Raw genomic sequence first — 17,395 nt, forward strand, 5'->3', positions numbered from 1 at the left:
GCCGTTCGTCGCACCCGGCCCGTCCGGCGTGGCGATCCGCGACCGGCGCGAGAACCGGGGCCCGGTCGTGCGCCGGGGCTGTCGTGGAGTCAGCCCAGCACTCCGGTGAGAGCGCGGGCGAGCACGGTGGCGAACCGGTCGTGGGAGGTGCGTTCGGGCTGGGTGGCGGCGACCATCGCGGCAATGCGGGGGTGGGTGCCGGCGGCGGCCACGTGACGCAGGTAGGAGGACTGGCGCTGGGCACCGGGGTCCGATGCGGCCAGTTCATTCTGGACGAACAGCGCGGTCAGCGCGTTCAGCACGGCGAACGCCTCGAGTTTGTGGGCGGGCTCGGCCGGGTGGTCGGCGAGTACGTCGAGTAGGTGCTCGAGCAGGTCGATACCGTGCGGGCCGAGGCCAGGACGCGTGACGACCAGGATCGGCAGCCAGGGGTGGCGTCGCATGATCCGTCGGGCCTGGTGGGCGATCTCCAGGAGGTCCGCCTGCCAGTCGCCGCTCGGGGCGGACAGCCGGTATTCGCGGGCGGTGCTGTCGGTCATCAGGTCGAGCAGGTCGTCGCGGGTGGCCACGTAGCGGTAGAGCGAGGCGGCGCCGGTGCCCAGGGTCGCGGCGAGGCGGCGCATGGAGACGGCGTCCAAGCCCTCCCGGTCGGCCAGTTCCACCGCGGCGGCGGTGATTTCGCGGCGGCTGCGTTCGGCAGGGCGTCCGACCGGTGCCTGTTCCGGCCGCAGCCAGATCACCGGTTCTCGCTGTCCTGCCACTGTCACCTCCCGCGTTGCCGCCACTCTACCGTTCCGAGTACGCTGTTCGCGAACGATGTTCGCGATTGGAGGGGGCCGCAATGCCGCGCTTCGCCCACAACAACGAGATCCAGATCGCCTTCGAAGACCTCGGCGGGGCGGGCGGCGACCCGCTGCTGCTGGTGATGGGACTGGGATCCTCACGATTCTGGTGGCCGGACGGACTGGTGGACGAACTGGTCCGGCGCGGCTTCCACGTCGTGGCCTACGACCACCGCGACGCCGGCCAGTCCACACACCTGCCCGACCGGCATGAGGGCTCGCCGATCGCGGCCCTGCTGCGCCACGCGCCCCCGGCCTACAGCGCCGAGGACCTGACCGACGACGCCGTGGCCGTCCTCGACGCGCTCGGCTGGGAGCGCGCCCACCTTTTCGGCTACTCCATGGGCGGGCTCGTGGCGCAGCGCATCGCGATCCGCCATCCGCGACGCGTGCTCACCCTCGCCACGTCCTCGGCCGTGCCCAGCGACGTGAAGGGACTGCGTGTCCTGCGCCACCTGCGCCTGGCGTCCCTGGCCCGTTTCGCCAGGTTGCGTCACCCCGAGACCCCGCAGGGCAACCTGGCCCTGGCCCTGGCCGTCGCCCGCATCCTGGCCGCACCCGGCCGGCGCGTCGACGAGTGCGACGTGCGTGAGATCGTGGACAAAGAGGCCGCGCACCAGGTCGCCGGCTTCCGCGACCAGAGGGCGCAGAGCCGGCAGATCGGTGCGAAGTGGCACGGCGGCCCGCTCGCCAGGATCACGGCACCGACCCTGGTGCTGCACGGATCGCGAGATCCGCTGCTGCGCGTGTCCGCCGCGCGGGACATCGCCGCCGCTGTCCCCGGCGCCCGCCTGCGTGTGCTGCCGGACGTCGGACACTTCCTCGTCGGCGACATCTGGGCCACGTACGCCGACGAACTGCGTGCGCTTGCTGACCGCGTCGACGCTCGTCGCGATCTACGGCTGGATCAGGAACGGTAGGGCGGCTACGCGTTGCCGACGAGCGGCCATTGGAAACCGCGCAGCAACACATCGTTCGGGTGGATCCACAGCACGCTGTTGCCCTCCAGCTGGATGTCGAAGCGCACCTCCAGCTCCGCCCAGATACTGATCCCCGGGGACGGCGAGCTGATGACGAGGGAGGGCATCGGCTGGAATCCCGGTAGCGTGACCGCGCGCGTACCGCTTCCGCCCAGCCCGCTGGTCTCGAGGAATATGAGATTCTGCGCGTCGACGCGCTGGCCGAGTATGCGGCGGTTGTCGACCCCGGGCGGGGCGAACACGAACTGGAAAAGCGTCTGCCTCCTGATCATCCAGCACTTCGACCACCGGTCGCCGGAGAAGAGGTCAGGAGGGCCCACGGAGCCCAGGAGTCCGCCGAATATTTCCACGTGGGGGTCGGACCGCCAGCGTCCCGTGGTGGTCGGGGGAATCCTGTTGCTCTGGAGCTCGTACCGGATTCGCGCCCCGAAGTTACGGAAGCTCAGTGAGCCGCTGTTGTACGTCGCCCTGCCCGTGAAATGCAGGCCGTCGGCCAAGAACTTTCCGTTGAAGGGAGTAGTCTCGGACGCTTCGGCCCTCGCAAACCAGAAGCTCGGATCAGCGGCCCTGGGAGCGGGCGGTTCCAGGTCGAGCGGGCTCAGGTGCCGGTCCATGCCGACGTGCGTCTCGGCCACTTCTTCCAGCTTCCGCAACTGACGCGCCCTGTCCTCGACTTCCTTTGCCCGGTAATCGTCCAGGTCGATTCCGAGGGAGCGGGCGACGGACCGCTGCGTCTCCGCGATGTGCGCTCGTGCTTCTTCGTCGGGTCGCGCGTACTTCGCCAGATCCCGCTGCTGGTGCATCTCCTCCAGCTCTTCCCGCTGGGCGAGATCCAGTTCTTTGATTACCTCTTCAGGCATCGAGTGCTTCGGGTTGACGTAGGTGGCGCCATTCATGGCGACCTCCATCGGAAGGACTTATGTGATCTCCCCCCGCTGACCCCCGTGAAATCCCCCGAGCCGCCCAGGGCAACCGCTGTGCGGGCCCTGCCCTTTGCGTGCGGATTTCGCCACGCGAGGTGGCTTCATCACCAGCCTACGCGGTTCACCGGAACCTGCATCTCTGAAGCCCGTTGACGTAAGTAAGAGAGGTTCACCGCTCGATCGAGGGGGCACGAGAGGCCGACGGGTCCGTGGCGATGGCCACAGCGACGGTGGCGCGGATCAGGCGGAGCTGGCCGATCTCGGCGACGTTCTTCATCAGCTCGGCGTTCGCCCAGGCGAGCATGTCCGCCACGGTGAACTCCGGATCGTCCGGTACGGGGTACGAGGCCGGCGCGTCCAGGCCGGTGTCGGTGAGCCCGTCGAGCGCGTCCAGCCAGTCCGCCCGCAGCCCGCGCAGCCACGCGACGGCCGACTCACCGTCGCCCGGCCAGGTGACGTCGGTCCGCTCCCGGGGCGTACGCCCCCGCACATGGTCCGTCGCCACGCCCCACCACCAGCCGATGTGCCAGCTCAGCCAGCCGATCGTGGGAACGGGGACCGGATCGGGCTCGGTCTCCGACCAGTCCGGCACCCAGGTCCCGTCGGGAGCGGGCCGTACGGTCCAGGACGGGGTGGCCGGCTCCCAGAGGAAGTCGGCGGGCTCCAGCCGTCGCAGGTGGTAGTCGAAGAGCGACCAGGTCAGATCGAACTGTTTACGGAGCAGGGCGCGTCGAGAGGCGTTCACCGGCCGACCGTGGCACATGGGCGGATGGCCTGACGAACCGTTTTCCGTACGAACCGTTTTCCGCGGCCCGGCACCACGGAACACGGGGTGGGGACAGGGCGGGCCCCGCCAGGAGACCCCCTGGTCGGCCCACGGGGACCGTGTTACGTCGTTCGGCCGACAGCGGTCGCTGGTGGTCGGCAGCCGCGATGTCATGACAGTGCCACCCCCGCGCTCGAAGCGGTGTGCGGCGGGCTTCACAGGGAAACGCGCCTTCACCGGCCCCGGATCGCGACACGCAGCGGCCCTCGCCGCAGGCGAGACAGGAGAAGACAATATGCTGCGAAAAAGACGGAATTGAACGGAGTGGGCGATGGCGCGTCCCTGGCTGAACGTGCTGGTACGGGTGGCGCCCGTTCCGCTCGGGTTGCTGCTCAGCGGTGCTCTGGTCTGGGGTGCCACCAACGCCGACTGGAGCGGGACCAGCAGCAACAGCGGCAACACGTGGGTCGCCGGCTCGATGGGACTGGCCAACGACAGCAAGGTGCCCATGTTCCACATCGACGACATGCGACCCGGCGACGCGGGCTCCAACTGCACCACGGTCACGTCGAACGCCGACTTCCCCACCGCGCTCAAGCTGTACAGCAACTCACCGAACTGGCCCAGCAACTTCCAGTCGTTCATCAACCTCGAAATCGAGGTGGGCAGCGGCGGCACCTTCGGGAACTGTAAGGGCTTCACTCCGCACAGGACCGCGTTCGACGGCACCCTGGACCAGTTCATCGCCCTGCACACCGACTTCCGCACCGGCGTGGGCCCCTGGATCCTGCCCGGCAGGCCACCCAACTCGCTGAGCTTCCGCTTCTCGTGGAGGTTCAGCCCGAGCGCACCCAACAGCTCGCAAGGAGCGGCCACCAACGAGGCGTCCTTCACCTGGGAAGCGCGGGAACACACGAGTGACTCCCTCAAGTGACCTGGCCGCCGGCGCGCTCCGGCAGCCCATGGCCGAGGGTGTCCCGCATCCGGTCCGCGTGGTCACCTCGGTCGTCTCGCGTACCGTGCTCGGCACGATGGCCGGGCTGCTGGTGTGGACGCACGTGCCCGTGGTGGCGCTGGGCTGGACAGCGGGCGTGGTGCAGTCCGGCTCCATGCGTCCCGCCCTCACGCCGGGCGACGTCGTCCTCTACCAGCCACCATCGCGCGACCGCCCACCGGCCGTGGGCCACATCGTGCTGGTCCGGGACCCCAACCGGCCCGGCCGTCTGCTCACCCACCGGGTCCACCAGGTACGTCCCGACAACGCCCTGATCACCAAAGGTGACGCCAACCCCGCACCGGACTCGACCCCGGTTCGGCCCACGGCACTCCAAGGCGTAGCACGGTTCCGCGTGCCCTGGATCGGGCTGCCGGTCCAGCTCTGGCGCGCCGAGCGGCCTGTCCCCGCGCTGATCGCGCTGCTCGGACTCGCGATTCCGCTCGCGCTTGCCGCTCTGCCACTGCACAGCCGCGGCCGAGCAGCCCCGGCGGCTTCCTGAACGACGCGTGTGCCGCACGCCACCCTCGACGGGGGCATGCGGCAACGGGACGAGCGACCGGGCTCAGAAACGGTCCGGGGCACGCTCCGGGAGCGGGGACCCGGGGATCACGTCCCGCTTCCGGTCCTTCCGCGCCTCCGCGTTCGAGTCGGCCGTCGCCTCGCAGGTCACGTCCTTCGCCGGGAGCTTGCCGGTGAGCAGGTAGTCGTTGACCGTGCCGTCCGCGCACGCGTTGCCGCTCGGGTAGACGCCGTGGCCCTCGCCGCCGAGGACGGTGACCATCTTCGAGCCCTTCAGGTCGGCGTGCAGGGCCTGACCACTGGGAAGCGGGGTCTGCGAGTCCCACTCGTTCTGGACGACCAGGGAGCGGACCTTGTTGTTCACCTCGGTGGCCGGCTCCACGGACTTGTCCCAGAACGCGCAGGGCTTGATGCTGGACGCGAAGTCACCGAAGAGCGGGTAGCGGCCCTTGTCCTCGATGGCGTCCTGCCGGTAGGTCTCCGGATCGCGCGACCACGCGGCCGAGTTGTCGCCGCACACCACGGCCCAGAAGCTCGCCGTCCCGTTGTCGGACGGGATCTCGGCGGCATCGGCGGCGGCGCCTGCCGTCCCGGTCCCCTCGGATCCGGCGAACGCCGCGAGCCTCTTCGCGGAGGCGGGCTCCCCGGCCGCGGCCCTCTTCAGCTCCACGAACGCCTCGGTGGCGTACTCCGGGGTGAAGACCGCCCCGCGCATGCCGCTCCGGATGTCGTCCCCGGTGGTCGGCTGCCCCTCGAACTCGATGGGCTTCTCGTCGGCCTGTGCGACCAGGTCCCAGAACGTCCGGTCGACCTCCTTCGGGGTGTCACCGAGGCCGTACTTCTCCGAGCGCTCGGCGGCCCACTCGGTCCACCGGTCGAACGCGGGCTCGGCGCCCTCCGCCCACCACTGGATCATCCCTCGCCAGGCGCGCGCCGGATCGACCGCGCTGTCCAGCACGAACCGGTCGGCCCGGCCCGGGAAGAGCTGGGTGTAGACGGCGCCCAGGTAGGTGCCGTACGAGTAACCCACGTACGAGATCTTCTTCTCACCGAGGACCGCCCGGATCAGATCCAGGTCGCGCGCGGTGTTGCGCGTGGTGATGTGCGGGAGCGTGTCGCCCGCCTTCTCCTCACACTTGTTCGCGACCTCGCGTGCCCAGGCGACGTCCTTGTCGTACGTCTCCTCCTTGTACGGGCGCAGCCAGTTCTCCTCCTCCGGCTCCATGCCGCAGGAGACCGGGGTGCTCCGTCCCACACCGCGTGGGTCGAAGCCGATGAGGTCGTACTTCTGCTGTACGGACTCGGGGAGACTGTCCCGCATCACCAGCGGCATGTAGAGCCCCGGGCCCCCCGGACCGCCGGGGTTGGAGAACAGGACGCCCCGTCGCTTGTCGGGCGCGGTGCTCTTGAGCCGGGATATGGCCAGGTCGATCCGCTTGCCGCCGGGAACCCGGTAGTCCAGCGGGACCTTGATCGTGGCGCACTCGAACCCCGCCGGAATGTCGGCGTCGGTTGCGCACCGCTTCCACTGGGGCTTCTGCTTCACATACCGGTCCAGCGCGCTCTTGGCGGCGGACGAGGAGGTGGCCGTCGGTGCGGCGGCCGGAGCGGCGGCGGCCGTCGAGGTGGCGAGCACGGGAGCCAGCGTTGCCGTGACACTCACGGCCAACAGGGGCGCGAGACGTCGTCTGCGCACGATATCGATCCTTCCGGTCACATGTTCGGACAGGAAAGATCTCTCAGGAACCGGCCACGCGCGCGGATCCCTCGCCGGGCTGCACCTCCCCTCCACCCTGGGAGTGACACAACCACGGTGGGTGATACCCGAGTTGTAGGGGACGGCCGGACCTCGGCGACCGGTAGTGCGGGGTTCCCGGCGCGCGTCCGCCTCAGTGACGGGACGGGCGCGAGACGGTCACCAGCACGGGCTCGGCCCCGCCCCAGGCACGCAACGCGACGTACGCCTCGGCCCGCCGCACGGCCAGGCTGAAGACATCCTCGTCGAGGTCGAACTCCGCGCTCGCGCGATCGAGCCACGGATGGGGCGAGAAGACACCACGCAGCCCCCCGAGCAGGGTCGGTTCGTCGGAGCGTGCTGACGTCATGCGGACGTGCCGGAGGGGACGCGTCCCGCTTCGCCTTCCGCGTGCTCCGGGGCCGTCTCGTCCGGGAGGTGGGCGCTGAGCGGGAGCAGGAGGGTGCCGTTGGAGCCGTACGCGGCCATCAGCGTGGCCAGCCGCTGCCGGGCGGTGCTGCGTGTGCCGGGTGTGTCGCGTGCGTCCGCGCTTGAGTCCGTCTCGTTCGCCATGGCCCTGGTGCCCTTCGTGTCAGACGTGACAGGGACAGGGTTGTCCCCTGCCTGCGGCCGGCGTCGGAACGGCGACAGGGGACATCCTGTGGGACCCCTCCCCGTACAAGACAGTGGGACGGGGAGAGTTGTGGCCGCTCAGAGCGTGGATACGTCGGGGAATCCAGCCTTGAATGGCGACGTACCGCGACGATAGCGTCACGGTAAGAGGCTCGGCAAGTATGCACCGGTGCATACTGATGAACGAAAGAGCCCTCCGCCGGGTCGGCGGAGGGCTCTTGTCGGGCTCGTGTCGTACGTGGGGGCGTGGCGTGGCGTCAGTGCGCGAAGTGGTCGAACTCGCCCGCCTTGACGCCCGCGATGAACGCGGCGAACTTGGTCCGGGTCGTGGTGGTGACCACGTCGGGGTCGTCGCCCTCGCGTATGAGGATGCCGCCGTTGTGGTCGGCTATCTCGACGCACTGCGGCCCTTCGCCGGAGAAGGACGACTTCTGCCAAACGATCTCGGTGCTCATGCCTGTGTCCTTCACAGCTCTCGTGCGATGTGGTGGATGAAGCTGCGTGACTCGTCAGGCTCCATGGAAGCCTGCTCGGCGAAGTCGAGCAGCGTTCGGTTCTTTTCCAGCTCGGCGGCGGCGTCGAGGAAGAGGCCGCTCAAGGGTGTGTCGACGTAGACCGTGTCGAGTTGCGGAACTACACCGGCCGCGTACAGCACCGTGCGGGTGAGGTCGATGAAGTCCTCGTTGGTGAACGGGATGATGCGAAGCATGACCTCCGGCCGCCGCGACAACTCCATGAGGTGTTCGAGCTGTCGGCGCGCGATCCGGCGGCCACCGATGCGCATGCGCAGGGCCGCCTCATGTACGACGGCCACGATCTCGGGCGGCTCGTCGCGGTCGAAGATGCTCTTACGCCTCATGCGGTGTTCGACCCGGGCCTGCACTTCCGCCGGGGGAAGCTTCGGGAGCACGCTGTCGAACAACGCCCGTGCGTGGTCTTCTGTCTGCATGACGCCTGGGAACGTTACCGGCTGGAGGTAGCGCAGGTAGCGGGCGTGGTGTTCCAGTTCCGCGATGTCCAGGAAGCCCGGGCCGAGGATGCCGCGATACTCGTCCCACCAGTGCTGGCCGCGGTGTTCGCGCGCGATCGCGCACAAGGCGTCGATCAGCGCGGCGTCGTCGCACTCGTACAGGACCGCCAGCTTGCGGATCCGCTCTTCACTGACGCCCAGGCGCCCCGACTCGATGTGGCTGATCTTTGCCGAGTCGGTCGAGAGAAGGCCGGCCGCCTCGCGGGCAGGTTTGCCCGCCCGGACGCGCAGTTTGCGCAACTCCGCGCCGAGCCGCGCCTGTCGCGCGGTCGGATTGCTTCTCGCCGGCATGGTGACCTCCCCTGTCTCGGGCTCAGTGTCGCGTGCGAGGACGGTGCCGGTCCACCTGCGTCACTCGTTCGTGGGGCAATTTTGCTGCGGGGCAATTTTTCTAGCCTTTCGACTGCCCGCGGGAGCCTTTTGTGTCGCTCGTTGCGGAGAACGGCACTGGCCGGGCGAAAGAAGGGTGCTGCACATTTCACGGGCGCGAGCCCGGCTCGTAGCGTCGGTGGGGGAGTGAGTCGCCGGGTAGCACGTACCTCAGTCCAGTACATTGGACTGTCGGTGCATGGTGATGTACTTCGACGGGAGTGCTCGTCGGTGATCCGAGGGATCTGAGGGAACGGAGAGTGTCGGTGGAAGAGCAGCCGGGCGCCGCGACCGCCGCGGCGGCGGCGTCTGTTTCGGTGCCGGAGGCGGCCGGGGCGACGGCGCCGGGGGATACGGGTGGTGCGGCGAGTGCCGAAGCGGCGAGCGCACGGGGCGTGAACGCCGAAGGGGTGGGGGCCGAAGGGGCGGGCGCCAAGGCGGCCGGTCGCGGAGGCCGGTTCGGGCCGGTCGCGTTGGTCGTCGCGGGCGGGCTCTCCGTGCAGTTCGGCGCGGCCGTCGCCGTCCTGCTGATGCCGATGACCGGACCGATCGGAGTCGTCACGCTGCGCCTCACGCTCGCCGCGGTCGTCATGCTGGCGGTGTGCCGCCCGGCGCTGCGCGGGCACTCGCGCGCCGACTGGGGGACGGTGGTCGCCTTCGGCGCCGCCATGGCCGGTATGAACGGTCTCTTCTACCAGGCCGCCGACCGTATCCCGCTGGGCGCGGCCGTCACGCTGGAGGTGCTGGGACCGCTGGCGCTCTCGGTGATCGTCTCGCGCCGGGTGGTCAACCTGCTGTGGGCGGGGCTGGCGCTCGGGGGCATGGTGCTGTTGAGCGGGGGCGGCTTCGACCGGCTGGATCCGGTGGGCGCGGCGTTCGCGCTGTCGGCCGGGGCCATGTGGGCGACGTACATCCTCTTCAGCGCGCGTACGGGACGGCGCTTCCCGCAGGCCGACGGTCTGGCGCTGGCGATGGCCGTCGCCGCGCTGCTCATGCTTCCGCTGGGCGTCGTGGAATCGGGGTCGAAGCTCGTGGTGCCCTCGACGCTGGCGCTGGGCCTGGTCGTCGCGCTGCTGTCCTCCGTACTCCCGTACACGCTCGAACTGCTCGCGCTGCGGCGGCTGCCGGCCCCGACCTTCGCCGTGCTGATGAGCCTGGAACCGGCGATCGCGGCGACGGCGGGCTTCCTCGTGCTGCACCAGGCGCTGTCGGCGACGGACGCGCTGGCGATCGCGCTGGTGATCGTGGCGAGCATGGGGGCGGTGCGTACGCAGGTGGGCGGGAGTGCGGGTGTGAAGCGAGTACGGGCACGGGGTGAGCGGGGGCGCGGCGGGCCGAGTGCGGGCGTGGGCACGGGCGCGGGTTCGCGTGACGCCCGTACGTCGTCCGAGGCGGGCGGCAGCCGGACGGGCCGTTCCGCCTCGAACTGACCCGGTGCTGACCGGCACCGGTGCCCCGGTGCCCCGGACACCCGGGGCCCGTGTTCTCGCCGGTGTCCCGGTGCCCCGGCGAGAACGCGCCCCGCGTGGGCGCCCCGCACTCCTTGGGCGCGCCCGCCCGGGGCGGCTGCCGTGTCCGGGCCGGGCCGGCCCGGACACGGCCCGGACACCGCGTCTCAGCCCGCCGCCGTGTCGAACCCCTTGATCTCCCGGGGGTCCCGTGCCCCCGGTCCCACATAACGCGCCGACGGACGCACAAGACGTCCCGTCCGCTTCTGCTCCAGGATGTGCGCCGACCAGCCCGCCGTGCGGGCGCAGGTGAACATGGACGTGAACATGTGCGCGGGGACCTCCGCGAAGTCCAGCACGATCGCCGCCCAGAACTCGACGTTCGTCGCCAGCACCCGGTCCGGCCGACGCGCGTGCAGTTCCTCGAGCGCGGCCTTCTCCAGTGCCTCCGCCACCTCGAAGCGCGGCGCCGCCAGCTCGCGGGCCGTACGCCGCAGGACCCGTGCCCGAGGGTCCTCGGCCCGGTAGACACGATGGCCGAAACCCATCAGGCGTTCGCCCCTGTCCAGGGCCTGCTTCACATACGCCGTCGCGTCGCCCGTGCGCTCGATCTCCTCGATCATGCCGAGGACGCGCGAGGGCGCGCCGCCGTGCAGGGGGCCCGACATCGCGCCGACCGCGCCCGACAGCGCGGCCGCCACGTCCGCGCCGGTGGACGCGATGACCCGGGCCGTGAACGTCGACGCGTTCATGCCGTGCTCGGCGGCCGAGGTCCAGTACGCGTCGACGGCCTTCACGTGCCGGGGGTCGGGCTCGCCGCGCCAGCGGATCATGAAGCGCTCGACCACCGACTCGGCCTTGTCGATCTCCCGCTGCGGGACCATCGGCAGGCCCTGGCCGCGGGCCGACTGGGCGACGTACGAGAGCGCCATCACGGCGGCCCGCGCCAGGTCGTCGCGGGCCGTGCGCTCGTCGATGTCCAGGAGCGGTTTCAGGCCCCACGCGGGCGCCAGCATCGCCAGCGCGGCCTGCACGTCGACCCGGACGTCACCGGAGTGGACCGGCAGGGGGAAGGGCTCGGCCGGCGGCAGGCCGGGGTTGAACGCCCCGTCGACCAGCAGTCCCCACACCTGGCCGAAGGAGACCTGGCCGACCAGGTCCTCGATGTCGATGCCACGGTAGCGGAGCGCACCGCCTTCCCTGTCCGGTTCGGCGATCTCCGTCTCGAACGCGACGACTCCTTCGAGACCGGGTACGAAGGCGGGGGCGAAGTCGGACATCAGGCGGCTCCTCGTGATGCGGGCGACGGGCTTTATGCGGGCAGGGTGCCGTGGGCCCCCGGATTTTGGCCAGCCCGTACGGCGTGGTGAAGCGTGACAACGAGCACAGTTCCGGACACCTGCGACCCGTGACCGCCTGTGCCGGGACGTTCCCCGCGTGTCCGGACCTTCCCCGGCGCGGGCCCGGACGTATCCCCGCGCGGGCCCGGACGTACCCCCAGGAGGCCAGGAAGCTCCCACGGTGTGCCCAGGGTTTGGCCGCACCGCTCACTGGGGACGCGGGGCCCTACGGCAGGATGACCCCGTGCCTCATGACGTGCCTCACGAGAACCCGGATCCCGCTGCCATGCGCGAGCAGTACCGCACCACGCCGCTTCTGGAGACCGACCTCGCGCCCGCCCCCATGGACCAGTTCGGCCGGTGGTTCACGGACCTCGCGGCGGCGGCGCACGACCTGCACGAACCGAACGCGATGGTGCTGTCCACGGCCACCCCCGACGGCCGGCCCTCCTCGCGCACGGTCCTGCTGAAGCGGTACGACGACCGGGGCTTCGTCTTCTTCACGAACTACACCTCGCGCAAGGGCCGGGAGATCGATACGAACCCCCACGTCTCGCTGCTCTTCCCCTGGCACCCGCTCGCGCGCCAGGTCGTGGTCACGGGCACGGCGGCCCGTATCGGCCGCGACGAGACGGCCGCGTACTTCCGCACCCGCCCCCACGGCTCGCAGCTCGGCGCCTGGGCCAGCGATCAGTCCGCGCCGATCGCCTCCCGGGACGCCCTGCTGCGCCGTTACGAGGAGCTGCTGGACCGCTACCCGGAGGGCGAGCAGGTCCCCGCCCCGCCGCACTGGGGAGGCTTCCGGGTGACGCCCGAGACGGTGGAGTTCTGGCAGGGGCACGAGAACAGGCTGCACGACCGGCTGCGGTACGTCCGGAAGGGCAGCGGGTGGCGCGTGGAGCGGCTCTGCCCCTGAGACGCCCCGCGACCCCCGGTTCCCGGCCTCGAACCATCGGGACCCGGTCACCGAGGCCCGGAAAAAAGCGGAACCCCGCGGGCTCGGGTCCTCCGAGGAGGAGCCGGCCGGACGTACCGGCGAGCCCGCGGGGCGGTGACTGCTTGGGATTTCGGCCGGCGGCGCCGGCTCCGCACAGAGTGCGACGAACGGGCCGCTAGCCCGCAGCCACCTCACGCGTCCGGATTGCATACATCTGCCGAACCACCTCCCTTCTCGTGTGCACCACACACTAGGAACCGGTTCGCGGGGTCTCAAGGGATTTTCGGAGAAAATGACGTGCTGGTGCGGGCCGCTCGCCCGTGCCTGACAATCGAACGTGCAGGGTAGAGAGGGTGAGAGAGGTTTGAGAAGAGCGTAGAAAACTGTTCGCGGCGGCATTTTCGGGAACGGGGTGTGTGCTGAGTCACGTTCGAGTTGAATGAACGGACGTACGTCCGCACCACGCGGAGCCGCCCTTCAGGGGGTGCCAGGATGAGTGCTTCTCGCAGTGAGACCACCGATGCGGCAGGACCGGACGGCCCGGAGCCCGACCACGGGGCGGGGGCCGGACGGGAGGATGGTGTCGTGAGCGGTGGCGGCCCTGCCCCGGGCGCCGGTGGCGACCCGGAGCGGGACAAGGACGAGGCCGGGGCGGATCTGCTCGCGTCCCTGCTCGACGGGATGGACGCGGCGCTGTTCGCGCTCGACGCGGGTGGGGTGATCACGCACTGGAACCGCGAGGCGGAGCGCATATTGGGCTGGACCGCCGAGGAGGCGGTCGGACGGCACGGTTTCGCGGGGTGGGCCGTCAGGACCGCCGACGCGGACGCGGTGCAGGCCCGGCTGATGTCCGTCATGGGCACGCGCGGGCGCCAGGTGGACGAGTTCGCGCTGCTCCGCAAGGACGGCGGGCGGGTGCTGCTGCGCACCCAGACCGCCGCGGTGCGCGGGGCGGACGGCAAGCCCGCCGGGGTGTACTCGGCCTTCAGCGAGGTGCACGCCCAGATCGACCTGGAGCGGACCATCGCGCTCAGCGAGGCGCTGTTCGAGGAGGCGTCCTGGGGCGTCGTCCTGGTCGACGTGGATCTGCGGCCGACGGTGGTCAACGGCTACGCGGCGCGGGCCCTGGGCGCCGGGCGTACGTCCGTGCTGGGCCGGCCGCTCGGTGAGCTGATCAGCCACGGCGTGGAGGAGCTGGAGGCGGCGCTCCACCATGTACTCGCGGAGGGTGCGCCGAGGTCGCCCGCCGAGCTGTGGGTCACGCTCCGTACGAACGGCGGGGAGCAGCGCCGGTGCTGGCGCAGCGGCTTCCTGCGGCTGGCCTCCCCGCTGGCGGAGGAGCCCGTGCCGCTGGGGGTGGGATGGATGTTCCACGACGTGACGGACCTGCGGCGGTCGGTGCAGGACGCGGACCGGCTGCGGTTCCGTACCAGCCAGCTGCACCGCGCGGGCCGGGCGGCAGCCGAGTGCGAGGACCCCATGGAGGCGGCGACGGTCCAGCTGGACTTCGCGCTGGCGGGCTTCGCCGACCACGCTCTGATCGACCTGGTGGCCGGGGACGGGTCCGGTGATCCCGTACGGCTGGTCCGGGCGGCCGCTTCGCCCTCCGCCGGCGGCTCCGGGCCGGGCGCGCGGGTGGAGTCGGGGGACATACCGGTGCGGTACGGGCCCGGGCACCCGGCCCTCCAGGCGCTGGACCGTAACGGCGCGGTGCGCGCGAGCGCCCCGGCGGGCCCGTCGGGGCCCCCGCTGTCCGGCGGTGCCGCGGAGGAGAACACGGGACGCGGCCGATCGGGTCCGGCCGGGGCCGGACCGGCGAACGGGGGCGGCGGGCCCGGCGCGGGCGCGGCCCCCGGTGCCCTCCCGCCGTCCGCGTGGGCGGCGGCCCGCCAGTGGCCGCCGGACGCGGTGCACGCCCTGTGCACGGTGCTGCGCAGCCGGGGCCGGTCGCTGGGCGTGGTGACGTTCCTGCGGGGGACGAGCCGGCCGCCCTTCGAGCGTCAGGACGCGGTGTACGCGGAGGATGTGACGGGCCGTATGGCGGGTTCGCTGGACCTCTTCCGGACCTTGTCCGACTGAGAGCGCGCCGGCGGACGAGCGGTCGTACGGCCCACCGACACGTGCGGCCGTGCCGGCCGTACGGCCCACCGACGCGTACGGGCCGTGCCGGTCGTACGGGCCGCACAACCCGTATGACCGCCACGGCCCGTACGTCAGGCCGTGAGGCCGGCCGTCAGGAGGCTCCCGCCTTCGGCCTCGTCCCGGGCACCGACTCCTCGAGACGCGCCACGCCCGCGGTGGCCGGGGCGGTGGGCTCCGGGCCGCGCATGCGGACCGGTTCCGTCTCCGCGTCGTTGTGCCGCAGGGCCCAGTTCTCCAGGGAGATCCGGCACGCGTGGTCGAGGTGGCGGACCTCCGACAGGTCCAGCTCGATCGGCCGGTCCTTCGGCAGCTCCTCCAACTGCTCCATGATCCGGGGCAGTCGCAGGAACGTCACGTTGCCGCTGACGGACACCACCAGCCGGCCGCCCGTGAGTTCCCGCACGTCGACGTTGAGGTGGGAGATCTCCCACGCCGTCTTGACCACGGCGAGCAGCAGACCGAGGATCACGCCCTCGAAGAGGTTCGTGACCAGGATCGCGGTCGCCGTGATGGCGAGGATGACCGCCTCGCCCCGGTGCTCGCGCCACAGCGGGGCCAGGTCCTTGACCGGGATCAGCTTGCATCCCGCGTGGACCAGGACACCGGCGAGCGCCGCCAGCGGGATGATGCCGATCGCGGCCGGGAGCAGCGCGGCGAACAGCAGCAGCCATACGCCGTGCAGGACCCGGGAGAGCGAGGTCTTCGCCCCCGCCTGGACATTGGCGGAGCTGCGCACGATGACCGCGGTCATCGGCAGCGCGCCGAGCGCGCCGCAGACCGTGTTGCCCACGCCCTGCGCCATGAGCTCCTTGTTGTAGTCGGTGCGCGGGCCGTCGTGCATACGGTCCACGGCCGCGGCGCTGAACAGGCTCTCCGCCGAGGCGATCAGGGTGAACGCCAGGATCGTGCCGACCGCGGCCATGCCGCCCAGCGCGCCGAAGTCTTCGAGGCCCGGCGGGCTGATGGACTCCAGCAGACCCTTGACCTCGACCTTGGCGACCGACAGGTCGAACGCCACGGTCACACCGGTGGCCAGTGCCACCGCGGCCAGCGGACCGGGGACGACCCGGAACTTGGCGGGCAGCTTGGGCCACAGGACCAGGACGGCGACGGTCCCGGCCCCGATGAGGAACGCGGTCAGCGCCGTACCGCTGGTGACGATGTCGGCGGCCAGCCCCGGCAGTCCGGCCAGCTTGTCGAGGCCGCTGGAAGGCTGCGGGAGGTCGGCCATGGCGTACACCTGGCCCAGGACGAGGACGAGGCCGATACCGGCCAGCATGCCCTGGACGACGGAGACCGAGATGGCCCGGAACCAACGGCCCAGGCCGACCGCACCGAGCGCCAGCTGCATGAGTCCGGACACGAGGACGATGGCGCCGAGGGCACCGAGTCCGAACTCCTGGACGGCGCTGTACACCAGCACCGTCAGACCGGCCGCCGGGCCGCTGACCTGGAGGGAGCTGCCGGGCAGACAGCCCACGACGATACCGCCGACGATGCCGGTGACCAGGCCCAGTTCGGCCGGGACGCCGGAGGCCACTGCCACGCCTACGCACAGAGGCAGCGCCACGAGAAAGACGACGAGTGAGGCGAGTATGTCGCGCCTCAGGACGGTTTTGTCCTTCAATAGCGAGAACATGAGGGTTGGTGTTCCTAGCTGTGTGGTCCGCTCGGGGCGGACGGACGACAGGAAGTGCGCGCGTGGGAGGAGGTCGTCCTCACAGCGCTCTGAACTCCCCGCCCAGCTCTGGACGGTGCGTGCTGATCGCGCCCGTGTCGACTTCGTAGTACCAGGCGTGCAGGGACAGCGATCCGGCCGCCAGACGTTCCCGGACGGCGGGGTAGCCGCGCAGCGTGTCGAGCTGCGCCGCCGCGTGGTGCTGTACGCAGTGGGCGAGGTCCGTGGACTCCGGGAGGCCGGTGACGCAGTAGTCCAGCCAGTCGCGGACCGCGGGGACGCCCGAGAGGTCCTCGCCGCGGACGAGGGCGCCGACGGCGCCGCAGTGGGAGTGTCCGCAGACGACGATGTCACGGACGCCGAGCACGCGCAGCGCGTACTCGATGGTGGCGGTCTCGCCGCTGGGCCGGCTCTCGTCGTACCGGGGGACGATGTTGCCCGCCGTGCGGAGCTCGAAGAGCTCTCCCGGCCGGGCGCCGGTGATGAGGGACGGGATGACTCGGGAGTCCGAGCAGGTGATGAACAGGACTTCGGGGGACTGTCCTGCCGCCAGTTCGCGGAATTCCTCGGAACGCTCCGCCACCTGGACGGAGAACGAACGGGCGTTGTCGATCAGGGACTTCATGATGGCCTGCCTCCTGCACCCTCGGTTCCTGCCGGGGCGCGGTGTGGTCGGGTCAGTGGGGGAGTACTGCTGTGGGAAAGGTGCTGCTGACGCGTGCGACGAGGCGACGCGCGGTACGGGCTGACGTACGAGGACGAAGCGGGAGGGGGCGCCGGCCGGCGCCCCGGGTCCGGGGCGTACGGCGGCTCCGGGGGTGACCGGAGCGGGCCGTCCGGGGCGTCACACCTCGCCGGGTCTCGGCGATCGGTGTCGGGCCGCGGGCTCGGGCGGTTCACGGTCCGGTCGGAGTCTCACGGCGCGTCCCTTCCGTGCTGTCGTGCTCGTGCTGTCGCTCGCGTGCTGTGTCGAACCGTCGTGCGTCGTCGTGTTGCTGATGGCGGCCTCTCCGCACACGTCGCCGCCTTGCCTCATCGCGAAGGGGTGTTGTGGGC

17 protein-coding genes are annotated in these 17,395 nt (G+C 70.9%); 6 read left to right on the plus strand and 11 right to left on the minus strand.

Annotated features, from left to right (window positions below; translation table 11 throughout):
- Window positions 1-89: 89 nt before the first annotated feature.
- Complete coding sequence (locus ACU6P3_RS19200; protein ID WP_447193371.1) at window positions 90-761, minus strand: TetR/AcrR family transcriptional regulator; 672 nt, start codon at window positions 759-761, stop codon at window positions 90-92.
- Window positions 762-841: 80 nt separating this feature from the next.
- On the opposite strand from ACU6P3_RS19200, the gene ACU6P3_RS19205 reads away from it, so the two are divergent.
- Window positions 842-1,762 carry an alpha/beta fold hydrolase gene (locus tag ACU6P3_RS19205; protein WP_447193372.1) on the plus strand — a complete coding sequence of 307 codons (921 nt, stop codon included), beginning with the start codon at window positions 842-844 and terminating at the stop codon, window positions 1,760-1,762.
- A gap of 5 nt (window positions 1,763-1,767) precedes the next feature.
- Here ACU6P3_RS19205 and ACU6P3_RS19210 read toward each other — a convergent pair whose 3' ends face one another.
- Both ACU6P3_RS19210 and ACU6P3_RS19215 read right to left on the minus strand, forming a co-directional pair.
- On the minus strand, window positions 1,768-2,718 hold the full coding sequence (locus ACU6P3_RS19210) for a hypothetical protein (RefSeq protein ID WP_447193373.1): 951 nt from the start codon (window positions 2,716-2,718) through the stop codon (window positions 1,768-1,770).
- Window positions 2,719-2,914: 196 nt separating this feature from the next.
- The gene (locus ACU6P3_RS19215; RefSeq protein WP_447193374.1) at window positions 2,915-3,508 is read right to left on the minus strand and encodes a DinB family protein; all 594 of its coding nucleotides are present in this window, start codon (window positions 3,506-3,508) and stop codon (window positions 2,915-2,917) included.
- A gap of 334 nt (window positions 3,509-3,842) precedes the next feature.
- Between ACU6P3_RS19215 and ACU6P3_RS19220 the strand changes: the two genes are divergently transcribed.
- Together ACU6P3_RS19220 and ACU6P3_RS19225 are read left to right on the plus strand one after the other, a co-directional pair.
- Window positions 3,843-4,445 (plus strand): hypothetical protein, encoded by a 603-nt coding sequence (locus ACU6P3_RS19220; protein WP_447193375.1) that lies wholly within the window; start codon window positions 3,843-3,845, stop codon window positions 4,443-4,445.
- On the plus strand, window positions 4,429-5,007 hold the full coding sequence (locus ACU6P3_RS19225) for a signal peptidase I (protein ID WP_447193376.1): 579 nt from the start codon (window positions 4,429-4,431) through the stop codon (window positions 5,005-5,007). The genes ACU6P3_RS19220 and ACU6P3_RS19225 overlap by 17 nt, the downstream gene beginning before the upstream one ends.
- A 63-nt stretch (window positions 5,008-5,070) precedes the next feature.
- Here the strand turns inward: ACU6P3_RS19225 and ACU6P3_RS19230 are convergent, their stop codons facing one another.
- From ACU6P3_RS19230 to ACU6P3_RS19250, 5 genes are all read right to left on the minus strand, one after another.
- The gene (locus tag ACU6P3_RS19230) at window positions 5,071-6,723 is read right to left on the minus strand and encodes an alpha/beta hydrolase (protein ID WP_447193377.1); all 1,653 of its coding nucleotides are present in this window, start codon (window positions 6,721-6,723) and stop codon (window positions 5,071-5,073) included.
- A gap of 193 nt (window positions 6,724-6,916) precedes the next feature.
- Window positions 6,917-7,132 (minus strand): hypothetical protein, encoded by a 216-nt coding sequence (locus tag ACU6P3_RS19235; protein ID WP_447193378.1) that lies wholly within the window; start codon window positions 7,130-7,132, stop codon window positions 6,917-6,919.
- On the minus strand, window positions 7,129-7,335 hold the full coding sequence (locus tag ACU6P3_RS19240) for a hypothetical protein (protein ID WP_447193379.1): 207 nt from the start codon (window positions 7,333-7,335) through the stop codon (window positions 7,129-7,131). Before ACU6P3_RS19240 ends, ACU6P3_RS19235 begins: the two co-directional genes overlap by 4 nt.
- A 317-nt stretch (window positions 7,336-7,652) precedes the next feature.
- Complete coding sequence (locus ACU6P3_RS19245) at window positions 7,653-7,850, minus strand: DUF397 domain-containing protein (RefSeq protein ID WP_447193380.1); 198 nt, start codon at window positions 7,848-7,850, stop codon at window positions 7,653-7,655.
- 11 nt (window positions 7,851-7,861) lie between these two features.
- The gene (locus tag ACU6P3_RS19250) at window positions 7,862-8,716 is read right to left on the minus strand and encodes a helix-turn-helix domain-containing protein (RefSeq protein ID WP_447193381.1); all 855 of its coding nucleotides are present in this window, start codon (window positions 8,714-8,716) and stop codon (window positions 7,862-7,864) included.
- Between the two features lie 344 nt (window positions 8,717-9,060).
- Here ACU6P3_RS19250 and ACU6P3_RS19255 point away from each other — a divergent pair, with 344 nt between their 5' ends.
- Window positions 9,061-10,224 carry an EamA family transporter gene (locus tag ACU6P3_RS19255; RefSeq protein WP_447193382.1) on the plus strand — a complete coding sequence of 388 codons (1,164 nt, stop codon included), beginning with the start codon at window positions 9,061-9,063 and terminating at the stop codon, window positions 10,222-10,224.
- Window positions 10,225-10,409: 185 nt separating this feature from the next.
- Here ACU6P3_RS19255 and ACU6P3_RS19260 read toward each other — a convergent pair whose 3' ends face one another.
- Window positions 10,410-11,522: a citrate synthase 2 gene (locus tag ACU6P3_RS19260; protein ID WP_447193383.1), complete on the minus strand. Its 1,113-nt coding sequence runs from the start codon at window positions 11,520-11,522 to the stop codon at window positions 10,410-10,412.
- Window positions 11,523-11,868: 346 nt separating this feature from the next.
- On the opposite strand from ACU6P3_RS19260, the gene pdxH reads away from it, so the two are divergent.
- Both pdxH and ACU6P3_RS19270 read left to right on the plus strand, forming a co-directional pair.
- Window positions 11,869-12,498 carry a pyridoxamine 5'-phosphate oxidase gene (gene pdxH, locus ACU6P3_RS19265; protein ID WP_030750599.1) on the plus strand — a complete coding sequence of 210 codons (630 nt, stop codon included), beginning with the start codon at window positions 11,869-11,871 and terminating at the stop codon, window positions 12,496-12,498.
- A 513-nt stretch (window positions 12,499-13,011) separates the two neighbouring features.
- Complete coding sequence (locus ACU6P3_RS19270) at window positions 13,012-14,598, plus strand: PAS domain-containing protein (protein ID WP_447193384.1); 1,587 nt, start codon at window positions 13,012-13,014, stop codon at window positions 14,596-14,598.
- Between the two features lie 154 nt (window positions 14,599-14,752).
- Here ACU6P3_RS19270 and ACU6P3_RS19275 read toward each other — a convergent pair whose 3' ends face one another.
- Window positions 14,753-16,300: a SulP family inorganic anion transporter gene (locus ACU6P3_RS19275; protein ID WP_447193385.1), complete on the minus strand. Its 1,548-nt coding sequence runs from the start codon at window positions 16,298-16,300 to the stop codon at window positions 14,753-14,755.
- A 79-nt stretch (window positions 16,301-16,379) separates the two neighbouring features.
- Window positions 16,380-16,964, minus strand: a complete 585-nt coding sequence (locus ACU6P3_RS19280; protein ID WP_344279348.1) for a carbonic anhydrase — start codon at window positions 16,962-16,964, stop codon at window positions 16,380-16,382.
- Window positions 16,965-17,395 lie beyond the last annotated feature (431 nt).

It is taken from the genome of Streptomyces hebeiensis (assembly GCF_052983195.1).